Below are 22,034 nucleotides of genomic sequence, written 5' to 3'. Positions count from 1 at the left end.
GTTGTTTTACCATGGTCAACGTGACCGATTGTGCCCACGTTAACGTGTGGCTTATTACGTTCAAACTTAGCCTTAGCCATGAGATCTTCCTTTTTAAACTACTCATGGAGGATCACTCCATGAGCACTTGGTTTTAAACTATGAATTAGTTGGGCTTATAGTAATCGAAAGATTACTCGTCGTCACCTTTTTTACCACCAGCTTGGAACTTAGCAATGATGCCTTCAGCCACGTTACGTGGAGTTTCAGCATATTTAGCAAATTCCATAGAGTAAGTCGCACGACCTTGAGACATAGAACGCATGTGTGTTGCGTAACCGAACATCTCAGAAAGTGGAACTTCAGCACGGATTGCTTTAGTACCGCCAGGTAAATCGTCCATACCTTGAACCATACCACGACGACGGTTTAAGTCACCCATGATATCGCCCATGTAGTCTTCTGGAGTTTCTACTTCAACTTTCATGATAGGTTCAAGAAGAACAGGATCTGCTTTCATGAAACCATCACGGAATGCGTAAGAACCCGCCATTTTGAACGATAATTCGTCAGAGTCGACATCATGGTAAGAACCATCGAACAATGTCGCTTTGATGCCAACAACTGGGTAACCAGCTAGGACACCATTCTTCATACGTTCTTGAATACCTTTGTCTACAGCACCAAAGAATTCTTTAGGTACAACACCACCAACAACTTCTTCAGCGAACTCGTAGTCTTTACCAGCTTCAGGATCCATTGGCTCTAAACGTACATATACGTGACCGAATTTACCTTTACCACCAGTTTGACGAACAAACTTACCTTCTTGCTCAACAGATTTTTTAATCGTTTCGCGGTAAGCAACCATTGGTTTACCAATGTTCGCTTCAACACCGAATTCACGCTTCATACGGTCAACGATGATGTCAAGGTGAAGCTCACCCATACCAGCAATAATAGTCTGACCAGATTCTTCATCAGTACGAACGCGGAATGATGGATCTTCTTTCGCCAAGCGGCCCAAAGCAACTGACATTTTTTCTTGGTCAGCTTTAGTTTTAGGTTCAACTGCAAGTGCAATTACTGGCTCTGGGAATTCCATACGCTCCAATGTGATCACGTTGTTTTCATCACAAAGTGTATCACCTGTAGTCGTATCTTTAAGACCTACACATGCCGCGATATCGCCCGCACGAATTTCTTCGATGTCATGACGGTCATTAGCGTGCATCTGTACAATACGACCAACACGTTCACGTTTAGATTTAACAGGGTTATAAACTGCACTACCAGCTTTTAGAACACCTGAGTAAACACGAACGAATGTCAAGTTACCAACGAATTTGTCGTTCATAATTTTGAACGCAAGCGCAGCAAACGGTGCCTCATCAGACGCTTCACGAGAACCTTCTGTCTCATCTTTGTCGTCTAAGATACCTTTAATTGCTTCAACGTCAGTAGGTGCTGGTAAGAATTCAATAACAGCATCCAACATACGTTGAACACCTTTGTTTTTGAACGCTGAACCACAAAGCATTGGTTGAATTTCATTCAACAATGTACGTGCACGAAGACCACCGATGATTTCTTCTTTAGTCAAATCACCTTCTTCTAGGTACTTATCCATGAGTTCTTCTGATGCTTCTGCAGCAGCTTCAACCATGTTCGTACGCCATTCTTGAGCAAGCTCAACAAGGTCAGCAGGAATTTCACCGTATTCAAACTTCATACCTTGAGATGCTTCATCCCAGATAATCGCTTTCATTTCGATAAGGTCTACTACACCTTGGAAGTTTTCTTCTGCGCCAACAGGAATCACGATTGGCACTGGATTACCACCAAGACGTGTTTTTACTTGTTCAACAGCACGGAAGAAGTTTGCACCAGTACGGTCCATTTTGTTAACGAACGCAATACGAGGTACTTTATATTTATTTGCTTGACGCCATACAGTTTCTGACTGAGGTTGTACACCACCTACAGCACAGTAAACCATGCACGCGCCGTCAAGAACACGCATAGAACGCTCAACTTCGATCGTGAAGTCAACGTGTCCCGGTGTGTCAATTACGTTAATACGGTGTTGTTCGAACTGGTTACCCATACCTTTCCAGAAGCAAGTTACTGCTGCTGAAGTAATAGTAATACCACGTTCTTGCTCTTGTTCCATCCAGTCAGTTGTTGCTGAACCTTCGTGAGTTTCACCTAGTTTGTGGCTCTCACCTGTGTAGAACAAAATACGTTCAGAAGTCGTTGTTTTACCAGCATCAATGTGTGCTGAGATACCAATGTTACGGTAACGAGAAATTGGGGTTTGACGAGCCATGATTTCTTGCATTCCTAAATTTTGTTGTTTAAAACAGGACGCTTTAAGCTGCTGAGCAGCTTAAAGCGATTCGATGACAAATCAGTGAAACCCGACTTACCACCCTCCTGAATAGGGGCTGTTTTATCCGCTTAGAAACGGTAGTGAGAGAAGGCTTTGTTGGCTTCAGCCATACGATGCACATCTTCACGTTTCTTGATCGCTGAACCTTTACCTTCAGCTGCGTCAAGCAACTCACCAGCAAGGCGTAACGCCATAGTTTTTTCAGAACGCTTAGCAGCAGCATCTACTAACCAACGCATCGCTAAAGCAGTACGACGGGATGGGCGTACTTCCATAGGAACTTGGTATGTAGCACCACCAACACGGCGTGCTTTTACTTCGACCATAGGACGAACTTTTTCAAGAGTAGTCTCGAAAAATTCAACTGGGTCTACTTTAGATTTTTCTTGAACGCGGTCTAAAGCACCGTAAACGATACTTTCAGCAATAGATTTTTTACCATCTTGCATTACGTGGTTCATGAACTTAGCGATTGTTTGGCTGCCGAACTTAGGATCCGGAAGGATTTCACGAGCAGCGACTACGCGACGTCTTGGCATTTTAATACTACCTATAAATATGACACTTCAGGTTTATCCAGCAGCAGTACAAAGTGTCATGTACTATTCGCTGGCCTTACTACACGTCGCTTGAATTTCACAAAATTAAATGCAGAAATCAGACAAGCGAGACGATAAAGGATTGCAGTTCTATACGTTTAAGAAAATGATCTAGTTAGATTATTTCTTAGGACGCTTAGTACCGTATTTAGAACGAGACTGGTTACGATCTTTAACACCAGCACAGTCTAAAGAACCACGAACGGTATGGTAACGTACACCTGGTAAGTCTTTAACACGACCACCACGGATAAGAACAACACTGTGCTCTTGTAGGTTATGGCCTTCACCACCGATATAGCTAGATACTTCAAAACCTGAAGTTAAGCGAACACGGCAAACTTTACGCATTGCTGAGTTAGGTTTTTTAGGTGTAGTTGTGTAAACACGTGTACAAACACCACGACGTTGTGGACAAGCCTTCAACGCAGGAACTTTTGATTTTTCAATCAAAGTCGTACGACCCTTACGGATCAACTGATTTGTTGTTGCCATGTGGCAATTCTCCCGTTAATAAAAAGCCCCAAAAAATACTACTTTTTGAGGGCATGCAATTGTAAGCCAAGAAGTAAAAATGGTCAACATTCAACATGACATCAAATATTGACCATTGTGTGCTTACAACGAAATTTTCAGAATGATTTGATCAACCATTCATAACTAAATTTATTGTTTTTTCTGTGACGTAGGTAGTGAGTTTGCTGCTTCGTCTTTCTTTTTTGAATTACGACGCTTAGGGGGCGCTTTTACCTGCACAATAGGTTCGCCTTGAGGCTGGTCTTTATCAGCGTCTTGAACACTTTCATTAGAAGCCGATTCCACATGTTTTTCAGCTAAGGCCTTAAGACCATCCTCAACACTGACCACTTCTTCTTTTTCAGACTCGGTAGATTTTGCTTCAATTTTAATTGCTGAAATTGAATCATTATGAACTGCAGACTCATCAACTTGAATAGACTCTTCTCCTTCAAGTTTTTTTGCAAACTCTTCAACCTCAACCACTAACTCATTATTGATTGACACTGCGGAATTCAATGCGAGTGAAGATTGCTTTAATAATTCTGTACCGCGCTCAAAGGCCTCCTGAACAGATACCTGCTCATCTGGATGTTGGAGAATGTACTTCTGTGCTCCTGAAAAAACAGCTCTAGCTTTAGTATGAGCCTCTTCCACCAAACGCCAGCTATATACTGCACCAATACCAGCACCAGCCACAGGTGCTAATTTAGATAAAATTGAAATTTGAGGAATCTGATTCAACCAATTCCATTTATAACCACCTTCAGGATTACTCAGCCAATTTTTTAAAGCCGTGAAGTCGTTACTAGAGCCCAATAGGGTTTGTAGCTGATGAGTATCTTGTGTTTCCAATAAATTTGCGACTGTTCTTAATGCCACTAAAAGTGTTTGCTTTTCCGCAATAACACCTAAATCGACTTGTTTGAATACATACTCAACGATCTCTTGCTCTTGACGATGATTAAGTTCAAAACCGTGCGCGCGCCCTTCTTGGTAAATACTACGCAACGTAAATGCCAACGAGAAAGGAATATCGATGGCCGTACCAACTACGCCTGTCGCACCAGACACTGCCCCCTGAACCGCTGCAATCAACTTATTTTGATTGGCTAATGCTTCACCGATACGATTCGCACGATCAGGGCTTGATTTAAGTTCATCCAAGCTTTTTGCACCAACTTCCTTTAATACATGCTCAACTGAACTTAACTCAGAAACAAAATCATTCAATTTATCAAAAAAATAATCTGCAACTTTGTTGTTTAAGTCCGGAGAGATAAAAGAAGCAACATTATTTAATTTACTGTAATGACGACCAAAAATTTTTTGAGAAACTTGAGGGACATGATCACGAAATAATTGTTGAGGGGTTTCGTACTTTTTTTGTTCAGTCATTTTTCTCTCATCTAAAGTTATGTCAATAATTTTTTGTGGATCAGGTTGTTGCGTCAATTTCGCAATTGATCCTGGTGCAACATGTTGTGCCAGTTCAAATCCAGTAGCACTGAGCTTTTTAGCCACTCCAAATGCTTTTAATACCAGTCCGCTAGATTGCTTATTATTAGAATTTGCCATTTACAACCCTCCTTCGCATTTATCACTTATGTTTAAAATTCTATGCGCAGTCAAGAGTTATCTCAACTTTATCGTGTTTTATTCGGTTGCAATATAGTGAACATATCTGCCAATAAGCATTTTAACGCTGCGATATTGATTTGCCATAAGAATTTAAAATAGATTCTGATATCATGATACGAATTTTTGACAAGATCTTATGGACTTTTACATCCAATCAAATCATCGATGTGAATTTTTCCATAAAATGACTTCACCATAATAGGGAATTGTAAATGAAACGTGTTGTAATCACTGGTATGGGCATTAACTCATGCATTGGTAATACATTAGAAGATGTAAATCATGCCTTACAAAATGGTATTTCAGGCACACGTTTTAACCCAACTTATGCTGAACTTAATTTTAAAAGTCATGTTAGTGCTGCAGCAGAACAAAATTTTGACGGTATTGACCGTAAACTGAAACGCTTTATGGGTGTATGTGCGATGTATGCCTATAACGCTGCAGTCGCTGCGGTTGAAAATGCGGGTCTAACCGCTGAAGATCTTGCGGGCAATCCTCGTTATGGTATTGCGGGTGGTTCAGGCGGCAACTCTACAGCTTCTGTCGCTGAAATGATTGAACTTCTTGAAGAGAAAGGCGCACGTAAAATTGGCCCTTTCTTTGTTCCACGCAATATGTCAAATACTATTACAGCTAACGTTGGTGTGGCATTCAAATTACAAGGTATCGCTCACTCTATTACAAGTGCTTGTGCAACCTCAGCTGATGCCATTGGTTACGCATACAACCTGATTCAACTTGGCAAACAGGATCTAATGCTCGCTGGTGGTGGTGAAGAAGACCATTGGTCACAAAGTCTATTATTTGATGCAATGGGTGCTTTATGCTCAAAATATAATGACTCACCAGAAACCGCTTCTCGCCCTTACTCTGCTGATCGTGATGGTTTTGTCATTGCTGGCGGCGGTGGTTTCGTGGTACTTGAATCTCTTGAGCATGCTCAAGCGCGCGGTGCAAATATTCTTGCTGAAGTCGTTGCATATGCAGCCAACTCTGATGGTGCTGATATGGTCGCACCATCAGGTGAAGGTGCAACACGTTGCATCTTGATGGCACTTGATGAAGCAAAACAGCATGGTGTTGAAAAAATTGATTATGTAAATACACACGGCACATCTACACCAGCTGGGGATGTGACTGAATTGAAAGCAATGGAACGCGCATTCGGTGAAGGTCAAGTACCACCTTTAAGTTCAACAAAATCTATGACAGGTCATAGCTTAGGCGCTGCAGGTGTACAAGAAGCGATTTACTCTATTCTCATGATGCAGAATGACTTTATTGCACCAAATATCAACGTTACTGAGCTTGATGAAGGTGCAAAACCATTTGATATCGTACTTGAAAAACGCGATACAAAACTGAATACTGTAATGAGTAACAGTTTTGGTTTCGGCGGCGTAAATGCCTGCCTCATTTTCAAGAAATGGGAAGGCTAATTTAATTCCGCCCATAATGGGTGATTAGATGGATGCTCCTTCAGATGCTTTCCTATGGGTAAAAGCATTACATATTATTGCTGTGGTATGTTGGTTCGCTGCTTTGTTCTATCTACCACGGCTTTATGTTTATCATGCGATGAGTGACGATGCCATAAGTCATCAACGCTTTGAAGTCATGGAACGTAAGCTTTATCGTGGCATTATGTGGCCTGCGATGATCGCAACATTGATCACTGCACATTTTTTAGTGGACTGGGGTGATGCAACTCGACATTATCATGAAGCTTTATGGTTTTATTTAAAAGTTGGTTTAGTCGGATTACTGGTCATATACCACCTAGTGTGTGGATATTACCGTAAAAAACTCATTGATAATGCACACTATAAAAGTCATAAGTTCTGGCGCTATTTCAACGAAATGCCCACATTGATCTTATTCGCAGTTGTAATTTTAGTTGTGGTCAAACCTACATTCTAACTAAAGAATATAAAAAAACCTCCATTCGTGGAGGTTTTTTCTTTCTCTAAAAATTAATTATGGTTACGCTTACGCATACGTGGTTTATAAAGAACACGGTATGTTACAGCTAACAGAATCAACCAGATTGGGCTAATCATCAAAGCTTTAAGCGTGTCTGGCTCTAAACTTAAAATGATTAATGCAAATAGCAAAAATGCCAATACAACGTATGACATTGCCACTCCACCCGGCATTTTAAAATTCGACTTTTCATGTAGCTCAGGTCGCAATTTACGGTAGCGTATATAGCACACCATGATAATCGCCCAAATACTAATGAAAAGAATCACACACAGCGAACTTGCTAATGTAAAAGCTTCCATCGTATTTGGCACAAAATACTGAAATGCTGCACCGGCCATAATAAATGTACATGAAAAGATTAATCCCTTAGCAGGTACGGCACGACTTGAAAGTTCTGCTAGCTTTTGAGGGGCTTGGCCGTCACGGGCCAATCCAAATAACATTCGACTGGTAGAAAAGACACCACTGTTCATGGAAGACATCACAGAAGACAAAACCACTAGGTTCATAATCACAGCAGCTGAACCAATACCCGCAAATAAGAATAATGTGACAAATGGACTTTGATCTGCTGGGATATTGATCCAAGGTGTCACAGACATAATCATGATCAACGAAAGCACATAGAAAATAATAATACGTGTCGGAATAGCATTAACCGCTTTTGGTAAATTTTTTTCAGGATCTTTGGTTTCCGCAGCCATCGTCCCGAGTAACTCTACACCAACAAAGGCAAACATTGCGATTTGAAAGCCTGCCAAAAAGCCCATGGTTCCTTTCGGGAACATTCCACCATGAGACCAAATGTTACTGAAGCTTGCAACAGCACCACTTGGTGACTGAAAACTCGTAAACACCATGAAGGCACCCACCAAGATCAATCCAATAATGGCTAGAATTTTGATTAATGCAAACCAAAACTCAATTTCACCAAAAAGTTTTACAGTGACTAAGTTAATTGCGAGTATGAATAAGACACATCCTGCACTAATCGCTGCTTGCCCCATTGGGGTAAACATTTGATCTGGAGGTAACCAAAAACTGAGATAATTGATAATTGCTGCTAAATCAGCAATACCGACCAAAATCCATCCCAGCCAATAGGACCAACCAATATAATACCCTGCACCTGGTCCAATGAGATCATGTGCCATATCAATAAATGATTTGTAGTGCAGATTAGATAAAAGAATTTCACCAAGGGCACGCATCAAGAAAAAAAACATGGCACCAATAATCATATAAATGATGATGATTGAAGGTCCTGCAAGTGAAATCGTTTTTCCTGAGCCCATAAACAACCCTGTACCAATCGCTCCACCGATGGCGATGAGTTGTAAATGTCGATTTGAAAGCTTACGCTGTAATTCATTGGGAGATGATTGTTCATCAATATTTGTGGTTGTCATTATTCAACATCCTTTTACACCATCTAATCTAATCGATCAGCCTAAATTCCGCTTCAAACTGAGATTCGAGAGATTTTGTTATTATGAGAGGAGCCATAAATGACTCTTCCTCGTGAAGTCTTACTTATATTCAGTTATTTCAATGCAGCAATCACTGCGATTTCAATTAACCATTCTGGATTAACGAGGTCAGCCTGAATGGTTGCTCGTGATGGTGGTATTGAATCCTCCATCCATTCAATCCAAATTTGATTGAAGATTTGAAAATCTTCCAAATTCTTCACGAAAACTTGTGCTGACAATAAACGAGATTTATCTGTGCCTACTTGAGCCAAAAGAGCGTCGATCGTATTCAGCACATCTTTCGTTTGTAAGGCGATATCAGGCGTCGTAATCTTAGGTACTTGACCAGAAAGATAAGCCACTTGATTAAAGACTGTAACTGCACTCATCACGCCATTACTATTGAGTTTTTGAATATCCTGATTTTGCATATTAATTCCTTGATTACTCAGTATCGATCCTAGTGTTGATCGTTGAATTTTTAACATTAAATTTCTAGAACAAATGGAACCCGCGTCGTTACGCCACACATTAACTCATATCCCACAGTACTCGCTCCTACAGCGACCTCATCAATCGGTAACAAACTTCCGTACTTTGAGACGCCCCACAGTACGACTTCACTGCCAATTTTTGCATCTTCAATATGCGTGATATCAACAGCTAGCATGTCCATACTTACACGACCAATCAAAGAAGTTTTTTGTCCATTCACAAGCACTGTTGTGCCAGATTGAGTAATCCGTTGATATCCATCTGCATATCCACAAGCGACAATGCCAATTTTCATAGCTTGTTCTGCAAAAAATGTCGATCCATAGCCAATACTTTGCTGAGGATTAATTTCTTGAATTGCAATCAATTCACTTCTTAAAGACATTGTTGGTTTTAAGTCCCAATCTTGAATAGTATGGGTTGGATAATCCGGTGAACTCCCATACAACATAATGCCACTACGTACAATGTTAGAGTGGACATGATTGGCATGTCTAAGAATGGCTGCGCTATTACTTAGTGAACAAGGACCACCTAAAACGCTGATGATTTGATTGAATACTGAAATTTGATAGTCAACCCCAACCTTATTCAAGCGCTCGCCATCAGCATCAGAAAAATGTGTCATGTGAGTGATTGATGCCACTTGTGGCAATTCAGTTAACAGACTCCAAATTTCAGGGTAACGTTGAGGTTGGAATCCTAAACGGTTCATACCACTGTTCATTTTCAAAAAAATATTAAAATGAGCATCAAGACTAAACCGCTTAATCCATTCGACTTGAATCTCGTTATGAACGGTAAATTGAAGATCTAAATCGTGACACAACTGTAAGTCCGCTTCTTGAAAGATACCTTCCAAAAGCAAAATTGGGCCTTTCCAACCTAAATCTCGAACTCGTTGTGCTTCACTCAGCTCTAGAAGTGCAATTCCATCTGCATCCACTAAGGCTGAATAAATGCGCTCGATCCCATGACCATAAGCATTAGCTTTAACAACAGCAAAAACTTGGGCATTCGGTACATGTTGCTTAGCAACTTTCAAATTATGCTTGATCGCGTTTAAGTGAATAACAGCCTGTATTGGGCGAGACATATTCCTTGTCCTATTATTTATTTTTTAATAGCAAACCACGCAGCCTTTATGCTGCGTGGTTATAACGTTGAATTGAAAGTCCATCGGTACTAATCTCTGGAGTCCGATTCAGCACTAAATCACTAATCAGCTTTCCAGAACCACATGCCATAGTCCAACCGAGCGTGCCATGTCCAGTATTTAAAAATAGATTCTTATATTTCGTCGCACCGATAATAGGCGTACTGTCTGGCGTCATTGGTCGTAGTCCCGTCCAGAAGCTGGCTTGTGCCATATCTCCGCCTGGGAACAAATCACGCGTTACCATCTCTAAGGTGCCACGGCGATCCTCATTTAACTCTTTATTAAAACCACTTAACTCAGCCATCCCACCAACACGAATTCGTTGATCAAAACGAGTTATTGCAATCTTGTAAGTTTCATCTAAGACAGTTGATTGAGGGGCATATTGCGCATCCACGATAGGTATAGTTAATGAATATCCCTTTACAGGATAAATGGGCAAATCTAGACCTAATGGTTTAATAAAATCTCGTGAATAGCTACCGAAGGCAAGTACATAACGATCTGCCGTGAGTACTTGACCGTCGACAACAACGCCTTTAATTTCATCACCTTCAACTACGAGTTTTTCAACATTTTGATTAAATTTAAACTCAACACCAATACCTTTTGCATATTCAGCAAGCGCGTTGGTAAAGATATAGCAATCGCCAGTCTCATCATTTGGAAGATGTAAACCACCGACCAATTTGTCTTTAACTTCCGCTAAAGCAGGCTCAACTCGACCTAGACCTTCACGATCTAATAACTCAAATTCGACACCTGTTTCTTTTAAAACTTCAATGTCTCGTTGAACTGCGTCTAATTGCGCATCCTTACGAAAAATTTGTAATGTTCCTTTTGAACGATTCTCATAAGATATGCCAATATTTTCGCGTAATTCTCTTAAACAATCTCGACTGTATTCAGCAACACGTACCATACGCTCTTTATTGATAGCGTAATGTGCCGCATTGCAGTTCTTCAACATTTGAGCCATCCATTTCAGCTGCCACAAGCTTCCATCTACATTAATTGCTAATGGTGCATGATGTTGAAACATCCATTTAACCGCTTTAAATGGAATTCCTGGTGCGGCCCATGGTGTAGAATACCCAGGAGAAATCTGTCCTGCATTGCCAAAACTCGTTTCTTCGGCAGGACCTGATTGACGATCTAATACAGTGACGCTTGCTCCTTGTTGCGCTAGGTAATACGCACTTGCAACACCAATGACACCACTACCTAATACAATAACGCGCATGAACTATCCCTCAGCACTGTGTAGTTTATTTCACTAGTATATTTTTGCTTTAATAGTTTTTTTCACTCTTTTAAACGTTATAATTTAGGTAATTTAAGGGTTTTATCCTAAAAAAATTAAAAAATAAGGAAATTATTCATGCGGAAATTAGATCGCACTGATCGTATGATATTAGATATTCTGCAAAAGGACGGTCGTATCGCCATTAGTGAACTGGCTGCAAAAGTAAATCTTTCTACAACCCCTTGCTCAGAAAGAGTCAAAAGACTAGAACGAGATGGCATTATTATGGGCTATTACGCCCGATTAAATCCGGAGTTATTGGAGCGTAATTTACTCGTCTTTCTAGAAATTAAATTATCGGCGAAATCTGGAGACGTTTTTGATCAAGTCGCCAAGAATTTAGTTGAGATACCTGAGGTATTAGAGTGTCATTTAATTTCAGGTGAATTCGATTACTTGGTGAAAGCGAGACTAAAAGAAATGAGTGCTTATCGCCAACTACTGGGTGACCTGCTTAAAATGCTTCCCTCCTCTGCATCCTCCCATAGTTACATCGTGATGGAAGAGGTCAAAGAGTCCTTGTACTTGGATCTAAGCTAAGCTACGAAGAGCAATCTCTTGAGAGTTGCTCTTGAGCCCAAATTTCGGCTTAGATTAATCAACGTAATTTAAAATTTGATGGAAAGCTTGAATTCTGGCTTTGGGTGCAGCAGCGGCTAACTCTGCATCACTGCCATAACCGTATTCCACCGCAATCGTTTCAATCCCATTTTTTCGAGCACCGATAATGTCATGCTCTCGGTCCCCTACCATTAAACAGGTTTCTGGCTTAATTTTTTCTCGCTCTAAAATATATGCAATAAGTTCAGCTTTATTGGTGCGGTCACCATTTAACTCACTGCCATAGGCATAATCAAAATACGGTGTGAGATTGAAATGTTCAAGAATTTTCTGGGCATACACCTCAGGCTTTGCAGTAGCTAAAAACAATCTGTAACCTTTGTTCTTAAGTGTTGCCAATGTCTCTGCTACATCTTCAAATAATAAATTTTCAAATAAACCTTTTACAGCAAAGCGTTCACGATAACCAAGTAAAGCCTGTTCCGCCAAATCATCATTCACATCAACCTTCAAAATTTTGGCCAACGAGGCTTTTAAAGGTGGTCCAATAATCCAATCAATATTCTCATCCTCCGCGATAAGATGACCTACTTTTTCTAAACCATAACGTGCAGAAGTCGTAATACCCACTTTAGGATCAGTTAGCGTTCCATCTAAATCAATGAGAATATTTTTAATCATGCTGTACCTTTTTTAGAAATGCTATCGAGACTTCTCAGAAACTTGCCTATACTACTCCAAATTGATCGATGAAGGACATTGTTGTGCGCCCTACTGTATTGTGCTTTTCTGGTTTAGATCCATCTGGTGGTGCTGGCTTACAAGCAGATATTGAAGCAATCGGCCAAAGTGGTGCTCATGCAGCAATCGCATGTACAGCGTTAACCATTCAAAACTCTCAACAAGTTTTTGGATTTGAAGCAACCTCAAAAGATTTACTGCTGGCTCAAGCGAATGCTGTAGTGAACGATCTTCCTATCAAAGTAGTGAAATCTGGCATGCTCGGCACTACCGACAATATCGCCGCTTTGGCAGAATTCCTAAGAGCACATCCTGATTTCCAATACGTACTCGATCCAGTTTTGGTTGCCAATAGTGGTGGCTCATTAGGAAATCAAGCAACATTGGTCAAGGCTTTTGTTGAATTGATTCCTCTTGCTACGATTCTTACACCGAATACCGTTGAACTTCGCGCATTAACAGGCTGTGAAGATTTAGATCAAGCTACACAGAAGTTATTTGAAATGGGTGCTAAAGCTGTATTAGTCAAAGGTGGTCACGAAGACACACCGACTTATATTAGAAATGCACTCTACATCAACGGTGATATGGTCTCTGAAACAAAATGTCCTCGTCTTGAAGGTGAGTATCATGGTTCAGGCTGTTCTCTTGCTAGTTTTATTGCAGGGAGGTTGGCACAAGGTGATCAAATTAAAAATGCAGTTCACCATGCGGAAACATGGCTATTTGGTGTATTAAAACGTGCTGAAATCCCAGTTGAAGGTGGCCAAAGAATTCCAAAACGCTTCTAAATAAAAAGCCCACTGACTGTGGGTTTTTTTTTATTAATCTTTTAGTCTTTCTTTGATTGATCGGATATGTTCTCTATTGGTTTTCCACGATTTTTGAAGCGCTGCTTTTTCAATACGATATTTAATTCTCTGTAGTCTACGATCATCAATCACTTTCATTTGGTAGCTTTTAACTTCTTCAATCCAACTTTTACCCCAATGAACATGTACAGGAATTGGTGTTTTAAACTCACAATTAGGCACGAAAACTATTAACCCATGTATCGACAGATTTGAATCGATTAAATCTTTTAACAATCCCTCTAAAACCTTTATATGCTTGTAGTTTTGGTGCAATGGATTTTGAAATTTATGGCTAGATTTATAAATTTTTTGAGTCCACATTTTTTGATGTGATGAGCAAAAAATCCAACCTTTATAGTTTTTGGTCTCAATCACAAATATTCCATAAGGACTCAATAAAATATGGTCAATCTGTGTGGTCTGATTGTCCTGATCCAAAAATGTTAGATCATTCAGTAAAATATAGTCCTCATTCAAAAATTTTTTTGCATGATATTGGACAATGTATTCACCCAATTTTCCTTTGATATAAGGTACAAACATTTTGAATACAGGGATGATTGCTAGAATTAAGATCAACCACCATAACTGCGATATGAGATTAAAAACAATTGTAATTATAGGATTTTCATTAGACATAATTTTTGTATTTCATATGTTTATGCTGTTATAACATCACCACTTATCATCTTCAAGCTGCAGCAGCTTAAGCTTATTTTCCACACCTCCTGAAAATCCGACCAGCTTGCCATTGACACCTATTACACGATGACAAGGTACAATGATCGCGATAGGATTTTTCCCATTGGCCAAGCCTACCGCTCGAACCGCTTTTACATTCCCAACATCCTCAGCAATTTGCTTATACGTTCTAGACTCTCCAAAAGGAATTTTTAACAGCGCATTCCATACCGAGCGTTGGAATTCTGTCCCATAAAGTTCTATAGGCAAATCAAATACCTGACGTTGTTTTAAAAAATATTCGCGAAGCTGTGTTTCGGCAATGCATAAAATCTCGTGATCATCCCGCTGAATTACGATTTGATTTCGGATAAACTGAGGAAGTGCATTCTCCCAAGCGACAACAATCAATGCTCGATCATGAGCAACCAATTGAAGTTCACCGACAGGTGTCATTATTTTTTTTAAATAAAATTGAGTCATTTTTTAATCGCCTGAAAGTTGAATCATCTAACTATGTTGATGATAACTTCATCAAGACCAAACCCGAAATAATCAATACTGCAGCGATCATTCTCATTGCATTTGCAGGTTCTCCAAGAATAAAAATCCCAACCACAAATGAACCTACAGCGCCTATGCCTGTCCATACGGTATAAGCTGTCCCGAGTGGCAAAGTTTTCATCGCATGGGAAAGTAAAGCAAAACTTGCGATCATGAAAACGATCGTCAAAATACTGGGTGTCAATTTGGTGAATCCATCTGAAACTTTCATAAAATAGGCCCAGACCACTTCCAACAACCCTGCAACAATCAAGACTAACCAAGCCAAAATAAACCCTCTCTCAATTAAAAAAAGCAGCGTATGGATACGCTGCCTTAAATCTTACGCTGAAGCTAATTTCATCATGACTAAACCTGAAATAATCAGAATAGCCGCAATCATCCGCATTGCTGTCGCAGGCTCACCCAGAATAAAAATGCCGACTAAAAAAGACCCTACTGCACCAATCCCCGTCCAAATCGTATAGGCAGTTCCCAGAGGGAATGTTTTCATGGCATGTGCCAACAACCCAAAACTGAGAACCATAAAAAATAGAGTAATTGCAGTCGGTGTGAATTTAGTAAATCCTTCAGACATTTTCATACTATATGCCCAAACGATCTCAAATAAACCCGCGAGAATAAGAATAAACCAAGCCATGATGCCTGCTCCCAATTAAAATAATTTAAGAGTCAGGCCGTCCTGACGATTTTTCTCAGAGAAATGAGGGAGGTCGTTCCTCCAAATGATGGTTGAATTATATCAACACACGCACAAAATAGGCGCAATTTTACAATTTTTGACCCAAAATACACCTACAAAAAATAGGTCATTATCGGACTAGCTTTTCTAGATTATTTCTGCATTTTTAGGCTATTGCATTACAAAGGCGATCGCTATTGGCAGATAGAAGACTAAATCCGCACTAAATTAAAACACTTTACTGCACTATAGAATCACTGGTCTGGGATGTTTAAATTGATTTTTTATCTCGCTCTTTTAAGACTTATTCACGAAGATAAGCCAAATAATGAGCAACGAAAATTTCTCCCCCAAACAATACAACAGAAAAGATAAGAAGATCCATTTTTTGTAAAAAAGGACTCAAATGAGTCCTTTTTATACATTTATTGTCTAATAAACAAACCATTGAACTAAATATGATTATAATCTAATCAAATTATCCAGACTGTTATCAACACAGATATCCACCACGTTATCCATAGACTTATCCACAGATGTGTGTAGTGTTATACATGTTTCGGATCAAACGTTAATTGAACCTACTTTCGCCAACTCTGCACGCATTTCATCAATTACAGCTTTATAATCTGGCTTTCCAAAAATGGCAGAACCAGCTACAAACATATCTGCACCAGCTTCAGCGATTTCACGAATATTTGCTGGACCAACACCACCATCAACTTCTAAGCGAATATCTTTACCAGATGCATCAATAATTTTGCGTGCTTTACGAAGTTTATCTAGCGTCATTGGGATAAATTTTTGTCCACCGAAGCCAGGGTTGACGCTCATTAATAAGACTTGATCCACTTTATCCAGTACATAATCAAGGTAATGTAAAGGCGTTGCAGGGTTAAAAACTAAACCTGCTTTAGCACCACCAGCTTTAATCAGCTGCAATGAACGGTCGATATGGTCTGATGCTTCTGGATGAAAAGTGATGATATCTGCACCCGCTTCTAAGAAATCTCCGATCATACGATCGACTGGTTTCACCATAAGATGAACGTCAATTGGGGCCTGAATACCATATTTTTTAAGTGCCTTACATACACCAGCACCAAAAGTTAAATTTGGTACATAATGATTGTCCATTACATCGAAATGGACCACATCTGCACCTGCTTCAAGTACGTTTTCGACTTCTTCACCTAAGCGAGCGAAATCAGCAGATAAAATCGATGGAGCAATTAAGAATGGCTTGGACATGTCAGGACCTGGCGGGAAATTAGAATTCAAAAGTTGATTATAGCAAAACTTCGTTTATTCATTCCTTCGAAATTACTGCTATTTAAATTTCAACTCAAAATGCAAATCGTTGATAAAAAAATCTTCAAGGACGGAATATGACTTATGCAAAGCTATGTTGCATATTCGGAACAACCTTATGGTGAGATGAATGTTAAGATACAATAAATTTCAAGCATTACGGTAAATAATGAAAACAACCACAACGATAGACAGCTCCGAAGCATTACGTATCGCTAAACGATTAAGCAATCATTGGAAACATAAATTTGATGTCACCAATACCGATGACCAATATCAAATTTTTATGCCAAAAGTGACAGTTGAATTATCAATACAACCTGATCAACTTCATGTCAGTATTGTGAATAAAGAAGAAATATCTTTAAAAGAATTAATACGACTAGAAAATGTCGTGCTTGATCATATCAATCGCATGGTTCAAGCTGACTATCAAGTTATATGGTCTAGAGAAAGTTAAAGAAAAACCGACATAAAGTCGGCTTTTCATTATTGTTGCTGTTTAAATTCAGTAACACGGCGAATTCGTTCTTCAGTGGCAGGATGACTTGCAAAGAGATCAAGAATTTTTGATTGATCTTCGTCTTCTCCCATATCATCACTCATACGTTTTAAAAAGTTTGCAAAATGCACTGTATCCATTTCATGTTTATGCATGAGTTCTAGCGCATACTGATCTGATTCTAACTCAAACTTCCGTGAATATCCTGCACCAATCATGGCAACTGGCAAAGTCGCAATTAAATCCGATCCATCACCAGTGATAGCAATATAAAGTACACTGAATCCTAGGCTCGAAAGACCTTGTTGTAAGCTGTGACGTTTTAATAAATGTGCTTGTTCATGTGCCAAAACGCCGATAATTTCCTGATCATTCTTGGCAAGCTTCACTAATTCATCGGTGAGATAAATTGTATTGTTTGGCAATGCGAGTGCATTGGCTCCAAGCGAGGTACCTTCCCTAAATTTCAACTGAGCGGGACGACCCTCAGCAACATATTTCAGATAATCCGCGAGAATCCGATCCTGTCTTTGCTGTGATAACTGAGAAGGTTTAGTGTATTCGGCTAAATAAACTTCTGCCTGTCCACCCAAACGATTCAGCGTATTTTCTGGCAGCTGGAAAGCAACAATGTGCGATGCCGTCGGTATTCCCCATTTAATGACGGAGAAACCAAGTGCGACCACGAAAATAACACTAAAAATAATCAACGATGGTGTACGTTCAAGTTTCCATACTTTTTGATGAAAATTTTTATGCTCAACAGGCAACCATTCAGGAAGCTGACGCTCATGAAATTCAATCCTAGCGTCATGTGTTAACTCTAAAGCTGGATTACGTCGACCAATTTTACCAAGCAATACCATTTCATCTGCATGATAGTAGACTGTTTTCACTTCGCCTTTATCTGTATAACTGACAGCGATACTGTCTTGATTAGCAGGGCGAATCTGTGCTGTAAAAGGCTTAGAAAGAACACCATCATAATATGTCACTGTGAGAGGTTGATTCATTGAATTAACTCCTAAAGTGAAATATCAATATCAAAAATATCACTAATTTCTTCCGCGATGGCACTATGATCACTTTGCGCAATATTCATCATCAGGTTTGGATCATCATTTAATTCTAAGCTCATCGATTCAACTTGGTATCGATAAATGCGAATAGCAGCCCATGCTGACAATAATCCTAAACTTAAGATTCTAGCGATCCAATTACTCGCAACAATCCATGCATAGCGCCATTGATTACAACTGGTCTTAAACTGACTGCTGTTGAGTGTTGTGCTATTCCACGTAGTAATAAAAATTCGTGCCTGTATTAACGGACCAATAAACAACATTCCAATCGCATAAACGGCAAAGATCATCATCAGCATCATATCCATTCCATGACCACTGAGTATTGATAATGTCGAACCACCAAATCCGATGAGCATAAGAATCAATACAAAGAGAATCATGGGAACATATACTGCTCGCATATAACTAGGCCAGTCATTGTTTAATTGAAATTTGAGTTGTCCAATGTACAAATGATTAAGCGTATATTTTTTATAAATCCAAATTGCGACAGGACTAAATATACCTAATGTAAAAATGGTGATAGCAAGCGCAAGTAAAAATTGTTTATAGGCTTCTTTATTCGTGCCAGAAAAATAAAAACGGCTGTTCCCAAATTTACTGTTGCGCGCATTAAACCGAATTGTGGCACGAACCAACCATGGAAGAGCAATATAAATAATCAGTCCACCAAATGCTGCTATCGTCATATCCATATATGAGGCAATCGCAAATATTGCCCAAATGCCAATGGCTATCAGTCGACCAATCAAAATTTTAGTCGGTAAACCAGTAAAATCAAAAAAGCGATGAAAAAATTCGGTATTGTTATAAAAATATCTTAAACGACGTACTTTCGCCCATGGCGCATATAGGCTCAATGTCGCAATCGTCAACAGAATGTTGACGATCCATATGCCAAAGTACTCCATCGCATTGCCATGAAATTTAAATTTAAACACTTTCCCCATATAAATCGGTCGATTTTCATCTGCATCAGATAATGGAAATGGATCGTTGATCAATGGTAAGGGTGCTTGTTCAGCGGAGTGTTCTGATGAATTCATTATTATTTTCTCTGATTATAAAAAATGACATCCCGAGAGATGTCATCATTCAACATGATTTAAATGTGATATCGCACACATTATAACGAACTTAAGTATGAATATCTTAAAATTCAAATGAGATTAATTTTGCAATTGTAAAGCATGGAATTGCAGATGATCATCAATAAAACTTTGGATAAAGAAGTATCCGTGATCATAACCCTCGTGCTCACGCAATGTGAGCTTTTGACCTACGGTTTTACATGATTCAGCAAATAGTGCTGGATTAAGTTGAGCATAAAACTGATCTGCAACCCCCTGATCAATTAAAATTTCGTGATATAGAGCACCCTTTGCTTTCACGAGCTCATTCGCATCATGTGCTTTCCATAACTCACGATCTTCTCCGAGGTAAGCTGAAAATGCCTTTTCACCCCATGGACAAATTGATGGTGCACAAATCGGTGCAAATGCTGAGACTGACTTGAATAAGTCTGGATATTTCCAAGCAAGCGTGAGTGCACCGTGCCCTCCCATGCTGTGACCAAAAATACCAATCCCGTCATCCTGTACAGGAAACGATGTAAGAACTAAAGGATACAACTCCTGTATAAGATACGACTCCATCTGATAATGCTCAGCCCAAGGTGCTTGAGTTGCGTTTAAATAGAATCCAGCCCCTTGCCCTATATCCCAAGAATCCCCGACCGCCACGTCGTCACCACGAGGTGATGTATCTGGAGCAATCAAGATAATTCCCAATTGTGCAGCTAAACGTTGTGCATGTGCTTTGATAACAAAAGTTTCTTCAGTACAAGTCAAACCTGCAAGATAGTACAACGCAATACATTTTTGACCCTCGAGTGCCTGTGAAGGTAAAAATACAGAAAATTTAGTGGGATTTTTCAAAAACTTTGAATTGATCTGATAAACACGTTGTTCACCATCAAAACATTTATTCTTTTGAACCAATTCCATTGCACTGCCTCACACATTTAATTTTTAAAACATCATCGCATATTCGTAAACTGAGCACTATCACTCTGGTGTTCACTACTTACGGTTGATAATCCAACCTGAGGAAATAATCTCTTTTCAAGTTGCGGCAACATAATTTCCATATTCTTACCAATGACCCATTGTGGCTCTGATGGCATAAACCCTTGTGCATTTTCCCAATGCGCAATATTGACTGATGCATCTTCAAAGGCTTCACGTAAGCTATTTTTTTCACGCATCGCTAAATCAAAGAAAGCACGTCCAAAATAAGTCGAGTCTGCATCATTTGAACAACCAAAAGACTCTCGATCTGCTGCAGCTGCAGTAATGACTAATGTATCTGGCGATTGCAACGCTGGAATAAAACTACCAGAGAAACATGATGAAATCACAATGACTCTCCATCTGATCCCTGATTTATCAAGCGTTTGGCGCAACCATTTTGGATCTATGTCTTCCAAATCAATTGGCGTATTTTCCATTTGAAATTGGTTACTCAATCCATGGGAAGTCATATAAAGAAACAGGACATCACTTTCACGATTCATCTGAGCGCCAATACGTTGCAATGCCAAATCAATACTGGTCTTTGACGCAATTGGATATTCTTCGCGAGTTGCAGGATTATTAATTAACGCAATTGAACGACCAAAGGTTCCGAAACGCGTATCAAATTGATCTTTAAATCTTTGAATTTCCAATTTGAATACATCTTGATAACTTGCACCAGCTACGCCCATAAAATACCAATGCGAGTTCGCGAACTCTCCAAATTGGATCTGTTCAAGCGCCTGATTTAATAATCTGCTTTGCGCGTAAAATGATTGTTCTGAAATACTTGGAGGCGCCTCATCTACCTTCCAAATTGGTTGACTTTGTGACGAAATCTGCCACACAAAAAGTGTAAAAAACGTGGCGATCATGATGAGCAGTCGCTCCCACCAAGGCCATTTTAATTCACGCGAAAAAACCCAAACAACAGCTAAACTTTGCCAAACAAACAATAAAGAAAATATGTGCTGCAAATGATCAACAAGGAAATTAGGTTGATAGTCAAAGTTATTAAAATAATATTGGATAAGACACTGAATCAAAACAATATGTGTGTCTAGTACTAACCAAAGTAATGCTGGCACTAACATCAAACGTGGATTATTAGTACGCTGTGAAAGGAAAATCCCAACAATTAAAGCAATAAATGGCCAGAGCGCATAACTCACTAATCCTTGAGAATTAAATTCTCCAGCACCATTCGATAACAACCAGCTAAATAAAGAGCTCGCTGAACCTCCAAGAATTCCCCAAAAAATAAGTTGAAGAATTGATGGCCTTACAATCTGTAGTGATTTCCTTGAACCTAAAAATAACCAAATCCCTGCAAGCTGGTTACTTTTTAAATCATGCCAAAAGTTAATTGAAGGTTTAAGGTCTATCATAAGATTACTGTGTAGGTGCTTGGATCAGCTTTTTTAAGTTTA

At 39.4% G+C, this 22,034-nt stretch carries 23 protein-coding genes and 1 pseudogene; 5 read left to right on the top strand and 19 right to left on the bottom strand.

Going from position 1 to position 22,034, the window contains the following annotated elements:
• From AC1M9A_RS13725 to AC1M9A_RS13705, 5 genes and pseudogenes are all read right to left on the bottom strand, one after another.
• A pseudogene (locus tag AC1M9A_RS13725) lies at positions 1-80 on the bottom strand (hypothetical protein); the annotation flags it as partial.
• Positions 81-172: 92 nt separating this feature from the next.
• Positions 173-2,308 carry an elongation factor G gene (gene fusA, locus AC1M9A_RS13720; protein ID WP_035268315.1) on the bottom strand — a complete coding sequence of 712 codons (2,136 nt, stop codon included), beginning with the start codon at positions 2,306-2,308 and terminating at the stop codon, positions 173-175.
• 131 nt (positions 2,309-2,439) lie between these two features.
• Positions 2,440-2,910: a 30S ribosomal protein S7 gene (rpsG, locus tag AC1M9A_RS13715; RefSeq protein WP_004648014.1), complete on the bottom strand. Its 471-nt coding sequence runs from the start codon at positions 2,908-2,910 to the stop codon at positions 2,440-2,442.
• Positions 2,911-3,090: 180 nt separating this feature from the next.
• A complete protein-coding gene (gene rpsL / locus AC1M9A_RS13710) occupies positions 3,091-3,465 on the bottom strand; it encodes a 30S ribosomal protein S12 (RefSeq protein ID WP_004648013.1) in 375 nt (124 codons plus the stop codon).
• A 171-nt stretch (positions 3,466-3,636) separates the two neighbouring features.
• Positions 3,637-5,064 (bottom strand): EcsC family protein, encoded by a 1,428-nt coding sequence (locus AC1M9A_RS13705; RefSeq protein ID WP_481592389.1) that lies wholly within the window; start codon positions 5,062-5,064, stop codon positions 3,637-3,639.
• 275 nt (positions 5,065-5,339) lie between these two features.
• Here AC1M9A_RS13705 and AC1M9A_RS13700 point away from each other — a divergent pair, with 275 nt between their 5' ends.
• Positions 5,340-6,569 (top strand): beta-ketoacyl synthase N-terminal-like domain-containing protein, encoded by a 1,230-nt coding sequence (locus AC1M9A_RS13700; RefSeq protein ID WP_035268310.1) that lies wholly within the window; start codon positions 5,340-5,342, stop codon positions 6,567-6,569.
• A 28-nt stretch (positions 6,570-6,597) separates the two neighbouring features.
• Positions 6,598-7,050: a CopD family protein gene (locus AC1M9A_RS13695; RefSeq protein ID WP_481588043.1), complete on the top strand. Its 453-nt coding sequence runs from the start codon at positions 6,598-6,600 to the stop codon at positions 7,048-7,050.
• A gap of 53 nt (positions 7,051-7,103) precedes the next feature.
• Here the strand turns inward: AC1M9A_RS13695 and AC1M9A_RS13690 are convergent, their stop codons facing one another.
• The 4 genes from AC1M9A_RS13690 to AC1M9A_RS13675 form a co-directional block, all read right to left on the bottom strand.
• Positions 7,104-8,525: an amino acid permease gene (locus tag AC1M9A_RS13690; protein ID WP_092768649.1), complete on the bottom strand. Its 1,422-nt coding sequence runs from the start codon at positions 8,523-8,525 to the stop codon at positions 7,104-7,106.
• Between the two features lie 134 nt (positions 8,526-8,659).
• Positions 8,660-9,019, bottom strand: a complete 360-nt coding sequence (locus AC1M9A_RS13685; RefSeq protein ID WP_481610421.1) for a RidA family protein — start codon at positions 9,017-9,019, stop codon at positions 8,660-8,662.
• 56 nt (positions 9,020-9,075) lie between these two features.
• Positions 9,076-10,179 (bottom strand): alanine racemase, encoded by a 1,104-nt coding sequence (gene alr, locus AC1M9A_RS13680; RefSeq protein WP_481609312.1) that lies wholly within the window; start codon positions 10,177-10,179, stop codon positions 9,076-9,078.
• 46 nt (positions 10,180-10,225) lie between these two features.
• Positions 10,226-11,485 carry a D-amino acid dehydrogenase gene (locus AC1M9A_RS13675; protein ID WP_481592386.1) on the bottom strand — a complete coding sequence of 420 codons (1,260 nt, stop codon included), beginning with the start codon at positions 11,483-11,485 and terminating at the stop codon, positions 10,226-10,228.
• Between the two features lie 138 nt (positions 11,486-11,623).
• Between AC1M9A_RS13675 and AC1M9A_RS13670 the strand changes: the two genes are divergently transcribed.
• A complete protein-coding gene (locus tag AC1M9A_RS13670) occupies positions 11,624-12,088 on the top strand; it encodes a winged helix-turn-helix transcriptional regulator (protein WP_092768640.1) in 465 nt (154 codons plus the stop codon).
• 54 nt (positions 12,089-12,142) lie between these two features.
• Here AC1M9A_RS13670 and AC1M9A_RS13665 read toward each other — a convergent pair whose 3' ends face one another.
• On the bottom strand, positions 12,143-12,790 hold the full coding sequence (locus AC1M9A_RS13665; RefSeq protein WP_481589576.1) for an HAD-IA family hydrolase: 648 nt from the start codon (positions 12,788-12,790) through the stop codon (positions 12,143-12,145).
• A gap of 83 nt (positions 12,791-12,873) precedes the next feature.
• Here AC1M9A_RS13665 and AC1M9A_RS13660 point away from each other — a divergent pair, with 83 nt between their 5' ends.
• Positions 12,874-13,641: a hydroxymethylpyrimidine/phosphomethylpyrimidine kinase gene (locus AC1M9A_RS13660; protein WP_035268321.1), complete on the top strand. Its 768-nt coding sequence runs from the start codon at positions 12,874-12,876 to the stop codon at positions 13,639-13,641.
• A 33-nt stretch (positions 13,642-13,674) separates the two neighbouring features.
• Here AC1M9A_RS13660 and AC1M9A_RS13655 read toward each other — a convergent pair whose 3' ends face one another.
• From AC1M9A_RS13655 to rpe, 5 genes are all read right to left on the bottom strand, one after another.
• Positions 13,675-14,343 carry a nuclease-related domain-containing protein gene (locus tag AC1M9A_RS13655; protein ID WP_481610420.1) on the bottom strand — a complete coding sequence of 223 codons (669 nt, stop codon included), beginning with the start codon at positions 14,341-14,343 and terminating at the stop codon, positions 13,675-13,677.
• A 36-nt stretch (positions 14,344-14,379) separates the two neighbouring features.
• Positions 14,380-14,868: a methylated-DNA--[protein]-cysteine S-methyltransferase gene (locus AC1M9A_RS13650; RefSeq protein ID WP_180028722.1), complete on the bottom strand. Its 489-nt coding sequence runs from the start codon at positions 14,866-14,868 to the stop codon at positions 14,380-14,382.
• Positions 14,869-14,899: 31 nt separating this feature from the next.
• Positions 14,900-15,217: a quaternary ammonium compound efflux SMR transporter SugE gene (gene sugE / locus AC1M9A_RS13645; RefSeq protein ID WP_180000188.1), complete on the bottom strand. Its 318-nt coding sequence runs from the start codon at positions 15,215-15,217 to the stop codon at positions 14,900-14,902.
• A 54-nt stretch (positions 15,218-15,271) separates the two neighbouring features.
• On the bottom strand, positions 15,272-15,589 hold the full coding sequence (locus tag AC1M9A_RS13640; RefSeq protein ID WP_481588038.1) for a DMT family transporter: 318 nt from the start codon (positions 15,587-15,589) through the stop codon (positions 15,272-15,274).
• 606 nt (positions 15,590-16,195) lie between these two features.
• A complete protein-coding gene (rpe, locus tag AC1M9A_RS13635) occupies positions 16,196-16,882 on the bottom strand; it encodes a ribulose-phosphate 3-epimerase (protein WP_481610419.1) in 687 nt (228 codons plus the stop codon).
• 229 nt (positions 16,883-17,111) lie between these two features.
• Between rpe and AC1M9A_RS13630 the strand changes: the two genes are divergently transcribed.
• Positions 17,112-17,402, top strand: a complete 291-nt coding sequence (locus AC1M9A_RS13630; protein WP_481610418.1) for a DUF2218 domain-containing protein — start codon at positions 17,112-17,114, stop codon at positions 17,400-17,402.
• 29 nt (positions 17,403-17,431) lie between these two features.
• Here AC1M9A_RS13630 and AC1M9A_RS13625 read toward each other — a convergent pair whose 3' ends face one another.
• From AC1M9A_RS13625 to AC1M9A_RS13610, 4 genes are all read right to left on the bottom strand, one after another.
• Positions 17,432-18,457, bottom strand: coding sequence for a M48 family metallopeptidase (locus AC1M9A_RS13625; RefSeq protein WP_481588035.1), 1,026 nt, complete (start codon positions 18,455-18,457; stop codon positions 17,432-17,434).
• 11 nt (positions 18,458-18,468) lie between these two features.
• Positions 18,469-19,479, bottom strand: coding sequence for a YjgN family protein (locus AC1M9A_RS13620; protein ID WP_481610422.1), 1,011 nt, complete (start codon positions 19,477-19,479; stop codon positions 18,469-18,471).
• A gap of 219 nt (positions 19,480-19,698) precedes the next feature.
• A complete protein-coding gene (gene fghA, locus AC1M9A_RS13615) occupies positions 19,699-20,535 on the bottom strand; it encodes an S-formylglutathione hydrolase (RefSeq protein WP_481610417.1) in 837 nt (278 codons plus the stop codon).
• Positions 20,536-20,567: 32 nt separating this feature from the next.
• Complete coding sequence (locus tag AC1M9A_RS13610; protein ID WP_180028728.1) at positions 20,568-21,992, bottom strand: C13 family peptidase; 1,425 nt, start codon at positions 21,990-21,992, stop codon at positions 20,568-20,570.
• Positions 21,993-22,034 lie beyond the last annotated feature (42 nt).

Source organism: Acinetobacter sp. ANC_7634 (genome assembly GCF_056779875.1).
This window is presented reverse-complemented; position numbering and strand designations above follow the sequence as displayed.